The 14,812-nt window shown below is 73.7% G+C and carries 15 protein-coding genes; 12 read left to right on the forward strand and 3 right to left on the reverse strand.

Going from position 1 to position 14,812, the window contains the following annotated elements:
- The first annotated feature begins 76 nt into the window (after positions 1–76).
- From ACFPGP_RS08445 to hemB, 5 genes are read left to right on the forward strand one after another with little or no spacing between them, the layout of a single operon-like run.
- Positions 77–745, forward strand: coding sequence for a redox-sensing transcriptional repressor Rex (locus tag ACFPGP_RS08445; protein WP_378589194.1), 669 nt, complete (start codon positions 77–79; stop codon positions 743–745).
- Positions 746–797: 52 nt separating this feature from the next.
- The gene (locus tag ACFPGP_RS08450) at positions 798–2,090 is read left to right on the forward strand and encodes a glutamyl-tRNA reductase (RefSeq protein WP_378589195.1); all 1,293 of its coding nucleotides are present in this window, start codon (positions 798–800) and stop codon (positions 2,088–2,090) included.
- Positions 2,087–3,058: a hydroxymethylbilane synthase gene (gene hemC / locus ACFPGP_RS08455; RefSeq protein ID WP_378589197.1), complete on the forward strand. Its 972-nt coding sequence runs from the start codon at positions 2,087–2,089 to the stop codon at positions 3,056–3,058. Before ACFPGP_RS08450 ends, hemC begins: the two co-directional genes overlap by 4 nt.
- The gene (locus ACFPGP_RS08460) at positions 3,055–4,725 is read left to right on the forward strand and encodes a bifunctional uroporphyrinogen-III C-methyltransferase/uroporphyrinogen-III synthase (protein WP_378589199.1); all 1,671 of its coding nucleotides are present in this window, start codon (positions 3,055–3,057) and stop codon (positions 4,723–4,725) included. Before hemC ends, ACFPGP_RS08460 begins: the two co-directional genes overlap by 4 nt.
- Before the next feature lie 7 nt (positions 4,726–4,732).
- On the forward strand, positions 4,733–5,746 hold the full coding sequence (gene hemB / locus ACFPGP_RS08465; RefSeq protein WP_378589201.1) for a porphobilinogen synthase: 1,014 nt from the start codon (positions 4,733–4,735) through the stop codon (positions 5,744–5,746).
- A 108-nt stretch (positions 5,747–5,854) separates the two neighbouring features.
- Here hemB and ACFPGP_RS08470 read toward each other — a convergent pair whose 3' ends face one another.
- On the reverse strand, positions 5,855–7,060 hold the full coding sequence (locus tag ACFPGP_RS08470; RefSeq protein WP_378589203.1) for a lytic transglycosylase domain-containing protein: 1,206 nt from the start codon (positions 7,058–7,060) through the stop codon (positions 5,855–5,857).
- 292 nt (positions 7,061–7,352) lie between these two features.
- Between ACFPGP_RS08470 and hemL the strand changes: the two genes are divergently transcribed.
- From hemL to ccsB, 6 genes are read left to right on the forward strand one after another with little or no spacing between them, the layout of a single operon-like run.
- On the forward strand, positions 7,353–8,672 hold the full coding sequence (hemL, locus tag ACFPGP_RS08475; protein WP_378589205.1) for a glutamate-1-semialdehyde 2,1-aminomutase: 1,320 nt from the start codon (positions 7,353–7,355) through the stop codon (positions 8,670–8,672).
- Complete coding sequence (locus ACFPGP_RS08480) at positions 8,669–9,364, forward strand: histidine phosphatase family protein (protein ID WP_378589206.1); 696 nt, start codon at positions 8,669–8,671, stop codon at positions 9,362–9,364. Before hemL ends, ACFPGP_RS08480 begins: the two co-directional genes overlap by 4 nt.
- Before the next feature lie 4 nt (positions 9,365–9,368).
- The gene (locus ACFPGP_RS08485; RefSeq protein WP_378589208.1) at positions 9,369–9,989 is read left to right on the forward strand and encodes a TlpA family protein disulfide reductase; all 621 of its coding nucleotides are present in this window, start codon (positions 9,369–9,371) and stop codon (positions 9,987–9,989) included.
- Complete coding sequence (locus ACFPGP_RS08490) at positions 9,982–10,746, forward strand: cytochrome c biogenesis CcdA family protein (protein ID WP_378589210.1); 765 nt, start codon at positions 9,982–9,984, stop codon at positions 10,744–10,746. Before ACFPGP_RS08485 ends, ACFPGP_RS08490 begins: the two co-directional genes overlap by 8 nt.
- A complete protein-coding gene (gene resB, locus ACFPGP_RS08495) occupies positions 10,743–12,326 on the forward strand; it encodes a cytochrome c biogenesis protein ResB (RefSeq protein ID WP_378589212.1) in 1,584 nt (527 codons plus the stop codon). The genes ACFPGP_RS08490 and resB overlap by 4 nt, the downstream gene beginning before the upstream one ends.
- Positions 12,323–13,342 (forward strand): c-type cytochrome biogenesis protein CcsB, encoded by a 1,020-nt coding sequence (gene ccsB / locus ACFPGP_RS08500; RefSeq protein WP_378589213.1) that lies wholly within the window; start codon positions 12,323–12,325, stop codon positions 13,340–13,342. The genes resB and ccsB overlap by 4 nt, the downstream gene beginning before the upstream one ends.
- A gap of 34 nt (positions 13,343–13,376) precedes the next feature.
- Here ccsB and ACFPGP_RS08505 read toward each other — a convergent pair whose 3' ends face one another.
- Positions 13,377–13,592 (reverse strand): hypothetical protein, encoded by a 216-nt coding sequence (locus ACFPGP_RS08505; protein WP_378589215.1) that lies wholly within the window; start codon positions 13,590–13,592, stop codon positions 13,377–13,379.
- A 44-nt stretch (positions 13,593–13,636) separates the two neighbouring features.
- Between ACFPGP_RS08505 and ACFPGP_RS08510 the strand changes: the two genes are divergently transcribed.
- On the forward strand, positions 13,637–13,897 hold the full coding sequence (locus ACFPGP_RS08510; RefSeq protein ID WP_378589217.1) for a DUF4229 domain-containing protein: 261 nt from the start codon (positions 13,637–13,639) through the stop codon (positions 13,895–13,897).
- 22 nt (positions 13,898–13,919) lie between these two features.
- Here the strand turns inward: ACFPGP_RS08510 and ACFPGP_RS08515 are convergent, their stop codons facing one another.
- A complete protein-coding gene (locus ACFPGP_RS08515) occupies positions 13,920–14,804 on the reverse strand; it encodes a 1,4-dihydroxy-2-naphthoate polyprenyltransferase (protein WP_378589219.1) in 885 nt (294 codons plus the stop codon).
- Between the last annotated feature and the right edge of the window lie 8 nt (positions 14,805–14,812).

Here is a 14,812-nt window from a genome sequence, read left to right on the forward strand (position 1 = left end):
CTCCTACAGTGATCGGGCCGCGCGGCCACCGCCGGGTCCCCCCAGGCCCGGGCCGCGGCGGCTGGAGAGAAGAACGGTGAGCGCACGGACTTCTGCCGATCCTCGTGATCCGGCCCGGGACATCCCCGAGGCCACGGTGGCCCGTCTCCCCGTCTACCTCCGCGCCCTCACCACGCTCGCCGACGGCGGCACCCGCACCTGCTCGAGCGAGGAGCTCGCGACCGCGGCCGGCGTGAACAGCGCGAAGCTGCGCAAGGACCTCTCCTACCTCGGCAGCTACGGCACCCGCGGCGTCGGGTACGACGTCGACTACCTGCGCTACCAGATCGCCCGCGAGATCGGGGTCACCCAGGACTGGCCGGTCGTCATCGTCGGGATCGGCAACCTCGGGCACGCGCTCGCCAACTACTCCGGCTTCCGCAGCCGCGGGTTCCGCGTCGTGGCCCTCCTCGACGCCGACCCGAGCCGCCACCAGGAGGTCGTGGCCGGCGTCGACGTCCGCCCCTTCGACGACCTCGAGCGGATCGTGCGCGACCACGGCGTCGCGATCGGCGTGATCGCCACCCCGGCGGTCGCCGCCCAGGACGTCGCGGACCGGATGGTCGCCAACGGCATCCGCTCGATCCTCAACTTCGCGCCGGTCGTGCTCTCGGTGCCCGACGACGTCGACGTGCGCAAGGTCGACCTGTCGATCGAGCTGCAGATCCTCGCCTACCACGAGCAGCGCAAGGGGGCCACCGCATGACCTCCACCCCCTTCGAGTGCTCACTCCGTTCCGCTCCGAACGGGGGCCCCCGATGAGCGTCCTCGTCGTCGGCATCTCCCACCGCTCCGCCCCCGTCGCCGTGCTCGAGCAGGTGGCGCTCGGCGCCGACGGCCTGACCAAGCTGCTCGGCGACGTCGTGGCCAGCGAGCACGTCACCGAGGCGACCGTGATCGCGACGTGCAACCGGCTCGAGATCTACGCTGAGGTCGACCGCTTCCACGGCAGCGTCGAGGAGGTCTCGCGGCTGCTCGTGGACCGCGCGGGCGACGAGGCCGGCCAGATCGTGCGCAACCTCTACGTCCACTACGACGACGGCGCCGTCTCCCACCTCTTCCACGTGGCCGCGGGCCTCGACTCGATGGCGGTCGGCGAGGGCCAGATCCTCGGCCAGACCCGCGAGGCGTTGCGCCGCGGGCAGGAGCAGGGCACCGTCGGGCCCGCCCTCAACGCGCTGTTCCAGCAGGCCCTGCGGGTCGGCAAGCGCTCGCGCGCCGAGACCGACATCGACACCGCCGCCCCGTCGCTGGTCAGCGCCGGGCTCGACCGGGTCGAGGGCACGGTCGGCGGGGTCGCCGGCGCGCGCGTCGTCGTCCTCGGCGCCGGCTCGATGGCGGCCCTCGCCGTCGCCACCGCGACCCGTCGGGGCGCCGCCGACGTCGCGGTGGTCAACCGCAGCCCCGAGCGCGCCGCCCGACTCGCCACCGAGCACGGTGCCCGGGCCGTCGACCTCGCCGACCTCGCCGCCGAGCTCGCCGGGGCCGACCTGCTCGTCACCTGCACCGGGGCCACCGGCGTGCTGGTCAGCGCCGAGGCGCTGCGGGCCGCGCGGCCCACGGGCCGCCCGCTCGGCATCCTCGACCTCGCGCTCCCGCACGACGTCGAGCCCGCCGCGGTCGCGGTCGACGGCGTGCGGCTGGTCGGGCTCGCCGACCTCGCCGAGGAGCTCCACGGCACCGACGCCGGCCGCGAGGTCGACGCCGTCCGGCGGATCGTCGGGCAGGAGGTCGCGGCCTTCCTCTCCGCGCGGCGCCAGGCCAGCGTCACCCCGACCGTCGTCGCCCTGCGCTCGATGGCCACCGCCGTCGTGGAGTCCGAGATCGAGCGGCTCTCGGGCCGGCTCCCCGACCTCGACGACCAGACCCGCGCCGAGGTGCTCCACGCCGTACGACGCGTGGCCGACAAGCTGCTCCACCAGCCGACCGTGCGGGTCAAGGAGCTGGCCAACGAGACCGGTGCGGTGTCCTACGCCGCCGCGCTGGCCGAGCTGTTCGCGCTCGACCCCGACGCGGTCGACGCCGTCACGCGTCCGGAGGTGCCCTCGTGAGCGCCCCGACCCTGCGCCTCGGCACCCGCGCCTCGCAGCTCGCGACCACCCAGTCGGGTCACGTGGCGGCGCTGGTGCGTGAGCGGCTCGGCCGCGAGGTCGAGCTGGTCGAGGTGACCACCGACGGCGACGTGACCGCGGCCCCGCTGGCGAGCCTCGGCGGCGCCGGCGTCTTCGTGGGCGCGCTGCGCGAGGCGCTGCTCGACGGCCGCGTCGACCTCGCCGTCCACTCGCTCAAGGACCTGCCCACCGCTCCGCACGACGGCATCGCGCTGGCCGCCGTGCCCGCCCGCGAGGACCCGCGCGACGTCGTCGTCGCCCGCGACGGCCTCAGCCTGGGCGAGCTGCCCGTGGGCAGCCGGGTCGGGACGGGCTCCCCGCGCCGCGCCGCACAGCTGCACGCCCTCGGCCTCGGCTTGGTCGTGGACGACATCCGTGGGAACGTCGACACCCGGATCGGGAAGGTCCGGTCCGGCGAGTACGACGCCGTGGTGCTGGCCCGCGCGGGCCTGGCCCGGCTGGGCCGGCTCGACGAGGCCACCGAGGTGCTCGACCCGCTGCAGGTGCTCCCCGCCCCCGGGCAGGGTGCGCTGGCCGTGGAGTGCCGCGCCGAGGAGGCCGAGCTGGTCGCCGCGTTGGGTGCGCTCGACGACGCGGGTGCCCGCGCCGCGGTCACCGCGGAGCGGGCGGTGCTCGCCCGCCTCGAGGGCGGGTGCGCAGCGCCGATCGGCGCCCTCGCCGAGGTGGTCGAGGGAGACGAGGGGGACGAGCTGTGGATCAGGGCGGTGGCCCTGTCCCACGACGGGGGACTGGCGGTCCGGATGTCCGCATCCGGTCGCCCCGACGACGCCGAGGGCGTCGGGCTCCGGCTGGCGGACGAGATGCTCGCCGACGGAGCTGCACAACTGACCGAGCCTGGGCCGGACCCGGCTGCGATCGATGATCCGATGAAGAGGCAGGACGCATGACGCGAGGCAAGACCACCAGCACCGAGATCCCCCGTCCCCGCGGGTGGGTGTCGTTCGTGGGCAGCGGCCCGGGTGACCCCGACCTGCTCACGGTCCGCGCCGTGGACCTGATCGGCAAGGCCGACGTCGTGGTCACGGAGGTCCCGGAGCACGAGCACCTGGTGCGCACCCTGCTCGGGCTCCCCGAGCCCGCGCCGGAGGGCGAGGAGCCGGCCGAGCCCGGCCCGGGCCCGCTGTTCGTCGACGGCGGCTTCGGTGAGGACGGCCAGCCGCTGACCCACGCCTCGCGCGCCAAGGTCGTCGTCCGGCACGCGAAGAAGGGCCTCCGCGTCGTCCGCCTGATGGCCGGCGACCCGTTCCTCTACGCCTCCGGGCCCGAGGAGGCGCAGGCCTGCGTCAAGGCCGGTCTCGGCTTCGAGATCGTCCCCGGGGTCTCGTCGGTCGGCGCGGTCCCGGCGTACGCCGGCGTGCCGCTGACCACCAAGGACCACCGCGAGATCGCCGTCGTCACCTGCGGCGAGAAGGTCGACTGGAGCCGCTACGCCGACGGCCGCACCCTGGTGCTGCTCTCGGCCGTGGGCCAGATCGGCGAGATCGCCGCCGCGCTCGTCGAGGCGGGCCGCCCCGCGACCACCCCGGTCGCGATGACCCGGGTCGGCACCACCACCGCGCAGGAGACCGTCACCTCGACGCTCGAGCACGTCGCCGCCGACGCCCGCGCCGCCAAGATGGCCCCGCCGGCCGTCACGGTGATCGGCGACGTCGTCGACCTGCGCCAGACGCTGTCGTGGTTCGAGACCAAGCCGCTGTTCGGCTGGCGCGTGCTGGTGCCCCGCACCAAGGAGCAGGCCGGCTCGCTGACCGCGCGGCTGCGCGAGTTCGGCGCCGTGCCCGACGAGGTGCCGACCATCTCGGTCGAGCCCCCGCGCAACCCGCTGCAGATGGACAAGGCCGTGCGCGGCCTGGTCGAGGGCCGCTACGAGTGGATCGCCTTCACCTCGGTGAACGCCGTCAAGGCGGTGCGCGAGAAGTTCGAGGAGTACGGCCTCGACGCCCGTGCCTTCTCCGGCCTGAAGATCGCCGCGGTCGGCGACAAGACCGCGCAGGCGATCGCCGCGTGGGGCCTGCGGGCCGACCTGGTGCCGTCGGGCGAGCAGTCCGCGGCCGGGCTGCTGGCCGACTGGCCGCCGTACGACGAGGTGCTCGACCCGATCAACCGGGTCTTCCTGCCGCGCGCCGACATCGCGACCGAGAACCTCGTCGCGGGCCTGGTCGACCTCGGCTGGGAGTGCGACGACGTGACGGCCTACCGCACCGTGCGGGCCGCCCCGCCGCCGGCGCCGACCCGCGACGCGATCAAGACCGGCAAGTTCGACGCGGTGGTGTTCACGTCGTCCTCGACGGTGCGCAACCTGGTCGGCATCGCGGGCAAGCCGCACCCCTCCACCGTGATCGCGGTGATCGGTCCGGCCACGGCGAAGACCGCCGAGGAGCACGGCCTGCGGGTCGACGTGATGGCGCCCAAGCCCGACGTCGAGCTGCTCGTCGACGCGCTGGCCGACTTCGGCGCGTCGCGGCGGGCCGCGATGATCGACGCCGGCCAGCCCGTCACCAAGCCGTCGGAGCGCAAGCCGTCGGCCCGTCGCAAGGCGACCTCGTCGCGGTGAGCACGCGATGAGCCAGTCGGGCAGCACGGACGGACCCGAGGTCGTCGGGCCGCTGGTCCGTCCCCGCCGCCTGCGCACCACGCCGGCCATGCGCCGGATGGTGGCCGAGACCGCCGTGGCGCCGCACCAGCTGGTGCTGCCGGTCTTCGTGCGCGAGGGGCTCGCTGAGCCGCGGCCGATCTCGTCGATGCCGGGCGTCGTCCAGCACTCGCGCGACTCGCTGCTCCGGGCGGTCGCGGAGGCGGCGGAGCTCGGCCTCGGCGGGGTGATGCTCTTCGGCGTGCCGACCGACGAGCACAAGGACGCCACCGGCACCCAGGCGCTCGACCCCACGGGGATCCTCAACCGGGCGATCAACGACGTGGTCGCCGAGGTCGGTGACGCCCTGGTGGTGATGAGCGACCTGTGCCTCGACGAGTTCACCGACCACGGCCACTGCGGGGTGCTCACTCCCGACGGCCGGGTCGACAACGACCGCACCCTCGAGCTGTACGCCGCGATGGCGCTCGCCCAGGCCGACGCCGGCGTCGACATGGTCGGGCCGAGCGGGATGATGGACGGCCAGGTCCGCGTCGTGCGCGACGCGCTCGACCACGCCGGCCACACCGACGTCTCGGTGCTCGCCTACTCGGCCAAGTACGCCTCGGCCTTCTTCGGGCCCTTCCGCGAGGCGGTCGGCTCGTCGCTCGAGGGCGACCGGCGGACCTACCAGCAGGACCCCGCCAACGCCCGCGAGGGCGTCCGCGAGGCGCTGCTCGACGTCGAGCAGGGCGCCGACGTGGTCATGGTGAAGCCCGCGCTGGCCTACCTCGACGTCGTCCGCCGCGTCCGCGACGCGGTCGACGTGCCGGTCGCGGCGTACAACATCTCCGGCGAGTACGCCATGGTCGAGGCCGCTGCGGCCCACGGCTGGATCGACCGCGAGGCCGCGATCCTCGAGACGCTCACCTCGATCCACCGCGCCGGCGCCGACGTGATCCTCACGTACTGGGCCGCCGAGGCCGCCCGCCTGCGCCGCTGATCTGTGCCGTGAGATTCACCGCCCAGGCGGTGAATCTCACGGTTGTGTCGCGAAGCTTCGGCCCACAACCGTGAGTTTGGTACGCCGCGGGTGACGCCTGCGCCGTGGTCAGGGGTTGAGCAGGTCGTTGACGCACTGCGTGAGCTCGTTGACCGACGTCAGCGGGTTGTCGACGACCCCGTCGGCGAGGCACTGGGCGAGGGCCTCGGAGGAGGTGAGCACGTCGTCGACGGGCGGGACCGAGGTGTCGGGGAGGGGCGGGAGGGTCACGGCACCGCCGTCACCGCCGCCGTTGCCGCCGTTCCCGCCGTTCCCGCCGGTGTCACCGCCACCGCCGCCACCGCCGGTGCTGCCGCCCGAGCCGCCGCCGCTGCCCGAGCCGCCACCGCCGGTGCTCGACGACGCGCCGTCGCCCTGACCGCCGTGGTGGCCGCCCTGGGCGCCGTGGTGCCGGCCACCGTGGGCCTGCTGGGCCGGCTCGGGGACGAAGACGCCGGTGGAGGTGGTCACGCCGTTGGGCACCGAGGTGTAGTCGCCGGCGAGGTAGGCCTCGGCGATCGAGATCACCAGGTCGACGTAGGAGTGGCTGTGGTTGTAGCGGTAGACCGCGGCCCGGCTGCCGGCGTCGGTGCCGAGGTCGTCGCTGCCCGAGCAGAGGTAGACCGCCGTGGCCAGCGCCGCGTCGTCGATGTCCTGCGGGTCGCGCTTGCCGTCCTGGTCGGCGTCCACGCCGACGACCCGCCAGGTCGAGGGGATGAACTGCATCGGGCCGACCGCGCGGTCGAAGCGGGTGTCACCGTCGAGCAGGCCGTCGTCGGAGTCGACGATCCGCGAGGTGCCGTGGCTGCCGTCGAGCGCGATGCCGAAGATGCCCGGCCGAGCGACGCCGTCGGCGTCCAGCGCGTTGCCGCCGTAGCGGCCGTGGTCGGACTCGACCCGACCGATGGCCGCGATCAGCTGCCACGGCAGGTGGCAGGACCTGTCGGCGGCGTTGATCACCGTCTCGGCCCGTTGGTACGCCGCGAGCGCGGCAGCGGGGATGCCGCTGGGGGAGGCGGTGGAGACGACCTCCCGGGTGCTGCTGCCCTCGACGCCCGGGGCGACGACACCGGGCGCGGAGACGCTGGCGGGGTTCTCGATGGCCTGGGCCGGCACCTGGCTGCCGTCGGGCAGGGCCGCGACCTGCTCCTGGCTCGCGGCGGCCGGGGTGGTGGCCCCCGCACCCGCGAGGCTCACCGTCCAGGCCGCGGACAGTGCGGCCAGCGGCACCAGCGCGGTGGCCTTCTGCCAGCGTCCCGATCGAGGTGCGGACATTGCTCTCTCCCAGCTCCGACACGACCGCCGAACTCCCCTCCGGGTCCGGCGTGTCCTGTCCAACGAATCGTCTCACGAGCCGTTATGCTCCGGCCCCCTTGTTGTCACCCGGGTGGATCTGCGGCGTGCTCCGGCGGGACCTGTGACGACCGTTCCCCCCGGCCGTGACGGGAAAACCTCGAGCGTGGCGGCCGACCCGTGGTCACCCTCCGGGAGTGGTCCGTACCACCACGGTCGTGCGGGCACGTGCACCGGTTCGTCGGACGGTTGGTCGGTCAGGGAGAATGGGCCGGTGCCCGCCCCCACCGACGCCTCCGCCGCGCTCTTCGCGCGTGCCCGCGCCGTGACCCCGGGCGGGGTGAACTCCCCGGTGCGCGCCTTCGACGCGGTGGGCGGCACCCCGCGCTTCATCCGCTCGGCCCGCGGGGCCTGGCTCACCGACGTCGACGGCAACGACTACGTCGACCTGATCTGCTCGTGGGGCCCGATGCTGCTCGGGCACGCCCACCCCGAGGTGCAGGCGGCCGTGCAGGCCGCGGTGGCCTGCGGCTCGTCGTACGGCACCCCCACCGAGCCGGAGGTCGAGCTCGCCGAGGAGATCGTGGCCCGGACCCCGGTCGAGCGCGTCCGCTTCGTCTCCTCGGGCACCGAGGCCACCATGTCGGCGATCCGGCTGGCGCGCGGGGCCACCGGCCGCGACGTCGTGGTGAAGTTCGCCGGCTGCTACCACGGCCACGTCGACTCGCTGCTGGCCTCCGCGGGCTCGGGCCTGGCCACGTTCGCCGTCCCGGGCACGCCCGGCGTCCCGGAGTCGTCCACGGCGCTGACCCTGGTGCTGCCCTACAACGACCGGGCGGCGGTGGAGAAGGCATTCGCCGACCACGGCGACCGGATCGCCTGCCTGGTCACCGAGGCCGCCCCCGGCAACATGGGCATGGTGCCGCCCGAGCCGGGCTTCAACGCGTTCCTCGCCGAGACCTGCCGCGCGCACGGCGCCCTCTTCGTCAGCGACGAGGTCATGACCGGCTTCCGGGCCTCCCGCACGGGGCAGTGGGGCCTCGACGGCGCGGTCGAGGGCTGGGTGCCCGACCTGGTCACCTTCGGCAAGGTGATGGGCGGAGGGTTCCCGGCCGCGGCCTTCGGCGGCCGCGCCGACCTGATGGCCCACCTCGCGCCCGAGGGCCGCGTCTACCAGGCCGGCACGCTGTCGGGGAACCCGGTCGCGACGACCGCCGGCCTGACCACCCTGCGGCTGGCCACCGACGAGGTCTACGACCACCTGACCCGCGCCGGCGACACGGTCAAGGCCGCGGTCGGCGAGGCGCTGAACGCCGCCGGCGTGCCGCACACCGTGCAGTCGAGCGGCACGATGTTCTCGGTCTTCTTCACCGAGGGCCCGGTCCGCGACTTCGAGGACGCCTCGCGCCAGGACGTCGCGGCGTACGCCGCCTTCTTCCACGCGATGCTCGACGGCGGCGTGCACCTGCCGCCCTCGGCGTACGAGGGCTGGTTCCTCTCCGCCGCCCACGACGACCGCGCCATCGGCACCGTGCTCGACGCCCTGCCCGCCGCCGCCCGCGCCGCTGCCGCCGCCTCCGAGGACGCCCGATGAGCCAGACGCCCGAGACCACGCCCGAGACCACCGTCGTCCACCTGCTGCGCCACGGCGAGGTCTACAACCCCGAGGGCGTGCTCTACGGGCGCCGTACGGGCTTCGTGCTCTCCGAGCTCGGCCGCACCATGGCCGAGCGCGTGGCCGAGGTCATCGGCGACCGCGACATCACCCACCTGCGCTCCTCGCCGCTCGAGCGGGCGCAGGAGACGGCGGCGCCGCTGGCGCGCGTGCGCGGGCTCGAGGTCGAGCTCGACGAGCGGGTCATCGAGTCGACCAACAAGTTCGAGGGCACCAACTTCGCGGGCGGGGTGCGGCCGCTGCTCAACCCCAAGCACTGGCGGCACCTCTGGAACCCCTTCACGCCGTCCTGGGGCGAGCCGTACGCCCAGGTCGCGGCCCGGATGACCGCCGCCGTCCACGACGCGCGGGAGGCCGCGCGCGGGCACGAGGCGGTCGTCGTCTCCCACCAGCTGCCGATCTGGGTGGCCCGGCTGCACGCCGAGGGCCGGCGCTACCTCCACGACCCGCGGCACCGCCAGTGCACGCTGTGCTCGCTGACCTCCTTCCACTTCGTCGGCGACACGCTGACGAAGGTGACCTACTCCGAGCCGGCCGGTGACCTGATCCCGGCCCGGGACAAGGCGGCGCCGTTCTCGGCCGGGGGCGCCCCGGAGGAGAAGAGGCCCTAGCCGCGTGAGACGTGTGACCTCCGCCGTCGTGGTGGTGCTGGTGGTGCCTGTCGTCCTCGCGACGGCGGGCTGCTCCGGCCTCCAGGGCACCGGCGACAAGGGCTACATCGCCGGCAACGGCCAGATCGCGGTCATCGAACCCGCCGACCGCGGCGAGCCGGTCGAGCTCACGGGTGAGTCGCTCGAGGGCGACCCGGTCGACCTCGCCGACAGCCGGGGCGAGGTCACGGTGGTCAACACCTGGTGGTCGGGCTGCGCGCCGTGCCGCACCGAGATGCCGATGCTGGCCCAGGCCGCGAAGGAGACCGCCGACCGCGCGACCTTCGTCGGCATCAACATCCGCGACAACAGCCAGGCCCAGGGCCTGGCCTTCCAGCGCGAGGCCGGGGTCGACTACCCCTCGATCTACGCGCCCGACGGGCGGGCGCTGCTCGCCTTCACCGGCAGGATCAACCTGGCCTCGGTGCCGAGCACCGTGGTGCTCGACGACGAGGGCCGCGTCGCCGCGGTGATCTCCGGGCCGGTCCCCGGCCGCACCACGCTGGTCGACGTGATCGACGAGGTCGTCGACAGCGACGACGGCACCTCCGACAGCGGCTCGGGCGGGGGGAGCGCCGGTGGGTGACTGGTTCTCCGACCAGGCGGCCTCCGGGTCGCTGGTGCTCGCCATCCCGGTCGCGCTGGTGGCCGGGCTGGTCTCGTTCTTCTCGCCGTGCGTGATCCCGCTGCTGCCGGGCTACCTCTCCTACGCCACCGGGTTGTCGGGTGCCGACCTCCAGAACGCCCAGGTCGGCGTGCGCGGCCGCAGCCGGATGCTGGTCGGGTCGCTGCTCTTCGTCGCCGGCTTCACGGTGGTCTTCGTGCTGTTCGGGGCGCTCTTCGGCGCGATGGGCGGCTGGCTGGTCGAGTGGCGGCGCGAGCTGACCGTGGTGATGGGCTCGCTGACGATCCTGCTCGGCCTGGTGTTCATGGGCGTGGTCCCGTGGTTCCAGCGCGACTACCGGGTGCACACCGTGCCCGCCGTCGGCCTCGCGGCCGCGCCGCTGCTCGGGTTCCTCTTCGGCCTCGGCTGGACCCCCTGCATCGGCCCCACCCTCGGCGCGATCTACACGCTCTCGGTGGCCGACGCCACCGCCGCCCGCGGCGCCCTGCTGTCGGCGGTCTACGCGATCGGCCTGGGCCTGCCGTTCGTGGTCGCCGGGCTCGCCTACCGTCGGGCGCTCGGCGCGTTCGCGTTCGTGCGCCGCCACCAGCTCTTCGTGGTCCGCGCCGGCGGGCTGATGCTGGTGCTGGTCGGGCTCGCGCTGGTCACCGGCTGGTGGGACCACGCCGTGACCTGGCTGCAGGTGCACCTCGTGCAGTCCTCGGAGACACCGCTGTGAGCGGCGTGGACGAGCTCGAGCGCCCGGCGGAGACCGAGGAGCGGCGCCCCGGCGAGCTGACCTTCCGCGAGCTGCTGCGCTTCGCCTGGCGCCAGCTCACCTCGATGCGCACCGCGCTCGTGCTGCTCCTGCTGCTGGCCCTGGCGGCGATCCCCGGCTCGGTGATCCCGCAGTCCGACGTCGACTCGCTCGAGGCCTCCCGCTGGCAGGCCGCCCACCCGACGCTGACGCCGATCTACGAGAAGCTGGGGCTCTTCTCGGTCTACGACTCGGTGTGGTTCTCGGCGATCTACATCTTGTTGGTGATCTCGCTGGTCGGCTGCATCGTGCCGCGGACCTTCGTCTACGCCCGGGCCCTGCGCTCGAAGCCGCCGGCGGTGCCGCGCCACCTCTCCCGCCTGCCCGACCATGCGTCGTACCGCAGCGAGGAGGGGGCCGACGCTGCCGCCGAGCGCGCCGTCGCCGAGCTCCGCAGGCGCCGCTACCGGGTCGTGAGCCATGCGCCCGGCGAGGTCTCGGCCGAGCGCGGCTACCTCCGCGAGGTCGGCAACCTGGTCTTCCACCTCGCGGTGCTGGTGGTGCTGGCCGGCTTCGCCATCGGCAGCCTGTTCGGCTACCGCGGCGGCGTGATCCTCGTGGTCGGGAACGGCTTCTCCAACAACCTCACGCAGTACGACGACTTCGTGCCCGGCAGCCTCTTCGACCCCGACGCGATGGAGCCGTTCTCCTTCGACATCAACTCCTTCGACGTCGACTGGCTGACCGACGGGCCGTCGCAGGGGCAGGCCCGCGGCTTCGTCTCCCACCTCGACTACCGCGAGTCGCCGACCGCTCCGGAGCAGCAGTACGACCTCAAGGTCAACCACCCGCTGACGATCGGCGGCACCCAGGTCTTCCTGATCGGGCACGGCTACGCGCCGGTGATCACCGTGCGCGACGGCAACGGAGACGTCGCCTACAGCGGGCCGACGATCTTCCTGCCGACCGACCAGACCTTCCGCTCCTTCGGCGTGATCAAGGCCCCCGACGCCCGCCCGACCCAGATCGGGCTGGAGGGCGAGTTCTACCCGACGTACGCCTTCACCGACGCGACCGGGCCGTTCTCGGTGATGGGCGACGACCTCAACCCCGCGATCTCCATGCTGGTCTACGTCGGTGACCTCGGCCTCGACTCCGGTGCGCCGCAGTCGGTCTACGAGCTCGACAAGTCCGGCGTGGAGCGGGTCGACAAGCCCGACGGGTCGATGTTCCGCGTCGACCTCCAGCCCGGCCAGCAGGTGAAGCTGCCCGACGGCCTCGGCACGGTCTCCTTCGACGGGGTCGAGCGCTGGAACAAGATCCAGATCAGCCGGACGCCGGGCAAGATGATCGCCCTCGGCGGCGTGGTGCTGGCCCTGCTCGGGCTGATGGGCTCGCTGTTCATCCGTCCACGAAGGGTCTGGGTTCGTGCCCGTGAGGACGAGGACGGCACACTGGTGGAGGTCGCGGTGCTCGACCGCTCGGGCGGGGGCGACACCGCCTCCGTGCTGGAGGGGATCGTGACCGCGCTCCGTGGGAAGACCGAAGGGAAGTCGTCGTGACCGATGCTGCGTGGGAGTCGCTGAGCAACCAGGCCGTCGCGGCCTGCGGGGTGGTCTACTTCCTCGCCCTGCTCGCCACCCTCGTCGAGTGGAGCGCGCTGCGGCGGGTCCCGGTCGCCGCGGCCGCCGCGACGTCCGCGACCACCACCTCCGCCGCGACCGCGGGCGGGGTCGCGGTGGCGACCGGGCCCTCCGACCCGGAGTCGACTGCCGGGCTCGACGAGCCGACCGCCCGTCGTACGGCGATGCTCGGCCGGCTCGGGCTGATCCTCACCGCCGTCGCGGTCGTGCTGCACTTCGTCGCGCTGCTGGGCCGGGGCATGGCCGCGGACCCCAACCGCGTGCCCTGGGGCAACATGTACGAGTTCACGCTCGCCGGCACGTTCGTGGTGGCCGCGCTCTACCTCGCCCTGCGCCAGAAGCTGCGGCTCGCCTGGATGGCGCCGATCGTGCTCACCTTCGTCCTCGCCACGCTGATGGTCGCGGTGGTCTGGCTCTACCAGCCCGTCGAGCCCCTCACCGAGGCCCTCTACTCGCCGTGGCTGGTGATCCATGTGGTGTCCGCGATCGTCGCGACCGGCGCCTTCACCCTCGGCGGCATCTGCTCGGCGCTCTTCCTCGTGAAGTCGCGCCGGTCCGCGCGGCCCGCCGGCTACCTCGCGCGGGTGCCCGCACCCGACGTGCTCGACCGGCTGGCCTACCGGCTGCACTCCTTCGCCTTCCCGGTGTGGACCTTCGCCGTGCTGATCACCGGCCCGATCTGGGCCCACCAGGCCTGGAGCAGCTACTGGAACTGGGACCCCAAGGAGGTGTGGGCGTTCATCACCTGGGTCGTGTACGCCGCGTACCTCCACGCCCGCTCCACCGCCGGGTGGAAGGGCCGCAACGCCGCGATCCTGGCGCTGGTGGGGCTGGCGACGCTGTGGTTCAACTTCATCGGGATCAACTACTTCTCGACCAGCAGCCAGCACTCCTACGCCGCGCCTGCGGTCGCGCCGGTCACCCCCGGTCGCTGACCCGGCCCCGGGCTGGACCAGCCGGGCGCGCCCGTCAGACGGCGGGCGACTCGGGATCCTCGGGGTGCTTGCGCTTGCGCTTGCGGTCGAGGTCACGCAGGAAGTCGGGGTCGTCGTCCGGACCGATGACCCGCGGGGGATCGGGCCGGGGACGCCGCGGTGCCGGTCGCAGGCTGCCCCGCTGCACGACCCGGACGACGAGATAGATCGCCGCCGCCAGGAGGGCGATCAGGATCACGAACTTGAGCACCCCTCCAATGTAGAGGCACAGCGGTGACCGCATACCCTGAGTCCGTGAAGGAGTTCGTCGTCTACACGGGTCTGCGGGTCGTGCTCTTCCTGGCGTCGCTGGGCGTCGTGGCCGGGGCCTGGGTGCTCATCGCCGGCGACGTACCGATCCTGTGGGCGCTGGTGATCGCGTTCGTGGTCTCGGGCATCGGGTCCTACTTCCTGCTCGACCGCCAGCGCGAGGCGTTCGCCCGCCGCGTCGACGAGCGTGCCCGGCGTGCGTCGTCGAAGTTCGAGGAGCTGCGCTCCAAGGAGGACGCCGACTGACCCGGCCCGTCGGGGTCTCCCGTCAGGGCCGCTGGCTCCACAGCACGCCGAAGAAGATCCCGGCGCCCATGAGCAGCTCGCCCAGCCCGGTCTGCTGCAGCACCTTCACGAGGTCGGGGCCGCGGGCACCCTCGAGCACCGAGCGGGCCGCCGGCGCGACGGGCGCGGCGTAGAACACCCCGAGCAGCGCCCACCACGTCGTGCTCCAGGCGAGCAGCACCATGGCCAGCGCGGCGACCTGCACGAGGACGGCGTACAGCGTGCGGGTGCGGGCGTCGCCGAGCCGCACCGCCAGCGTGTGCTTGCCGACCTCGGCGTCGGTCGGGATGTCGCGCAGGTTGTTGGCCACCAGGATCGCGCAGGCCAGCACGCCGATCGCCACCGCGGCGTACACCGACTCGGGCAGCAGCCACGCCTCGGCCTGGACGTACGACGTGCCCACGACCGCGACGAGCCCGAAGAAGCAGAAGACCATCACCTCGCCGAGCCCTGCGTAGCCGTAGGGGCGGCGGCCGCCCGTGTAGAACCACGCGGCCACGATGCTCACCGCGCCGACCGCGACCAGCCACCACGCCGTGGTGGCGGCGAGCACCAGGCCGGCGACCGCGGCGAGACCGAAGCACAGGAACGCGGCGGCCTTCACGTGACCGGGCTCCGCCCGGCCCGACCCGACCAGCCGCAGCGGACCGACCCGGTCGGCATCGGTGCCGCGGACGCCGTCGGAGTAGTCGTTGGCGTAGTTGACCCCGACCTGCAGCGCGAGCGCGACGACCAGCGCCAGCGTGGCCTTCCAGGGCACGGCGGCGTCGTGGTACGCCGCGACGCCGGTGCCGGCGAGGACCGGTGCGACCGCGGCGGGCAGGGTGCGCGGGCGGGCGCCGGCGATCCAGTCAGCGGAGGTGGCCACCGGAGGAT

Origin of the sequence: Nocardioides taihuensis, assembly GCF_042657275.1 — a bacterium.
Classification (GTDB): Bacteria; Actinomycetota; Actinomycetes; order Propionibacteriales; family Nocardioidaceae; genus Nocardioides; species Nocardioides taihuensis.

Coding starts and splice junctions, on each gene's coding strand:
- ACFPGP_RS08450 (WP_378589195.1), top strand. CDS start 798: ATGAGCGTCCTCGTCGTCGGCATCTCCCACCGCTCCGCCCCCGTCGCC.
- ACFPGP_RS08460 (WP_378589199.1), top strand. CDS start 3,055: ATGACGCGAGGCAAGACCACCAGCACCGAGATCCCCCGTCCCCGCGGG.
- hemB (WP_378589201.1), top strand. CDS start 4,733: ATGAGCCAGTCGGGCAGCACGGACGGACCCGAGGTCGTCGGGCCGCTG.
- ACFPGP_RS08470 (WP_378589203.1), bottom strand. CDS start 7,060: ATGTCCGCACCTCGATCGGGACGCTGGCAGAAGGCCACCGCGCTGGTG.
- ACFPGP_RS08480 (WP_378589206.1), top strand. CDS start 8,669: ATGAGCCAGACGCCCGAGACCACGCCCGAGACCACCGTCGTCCACCTG.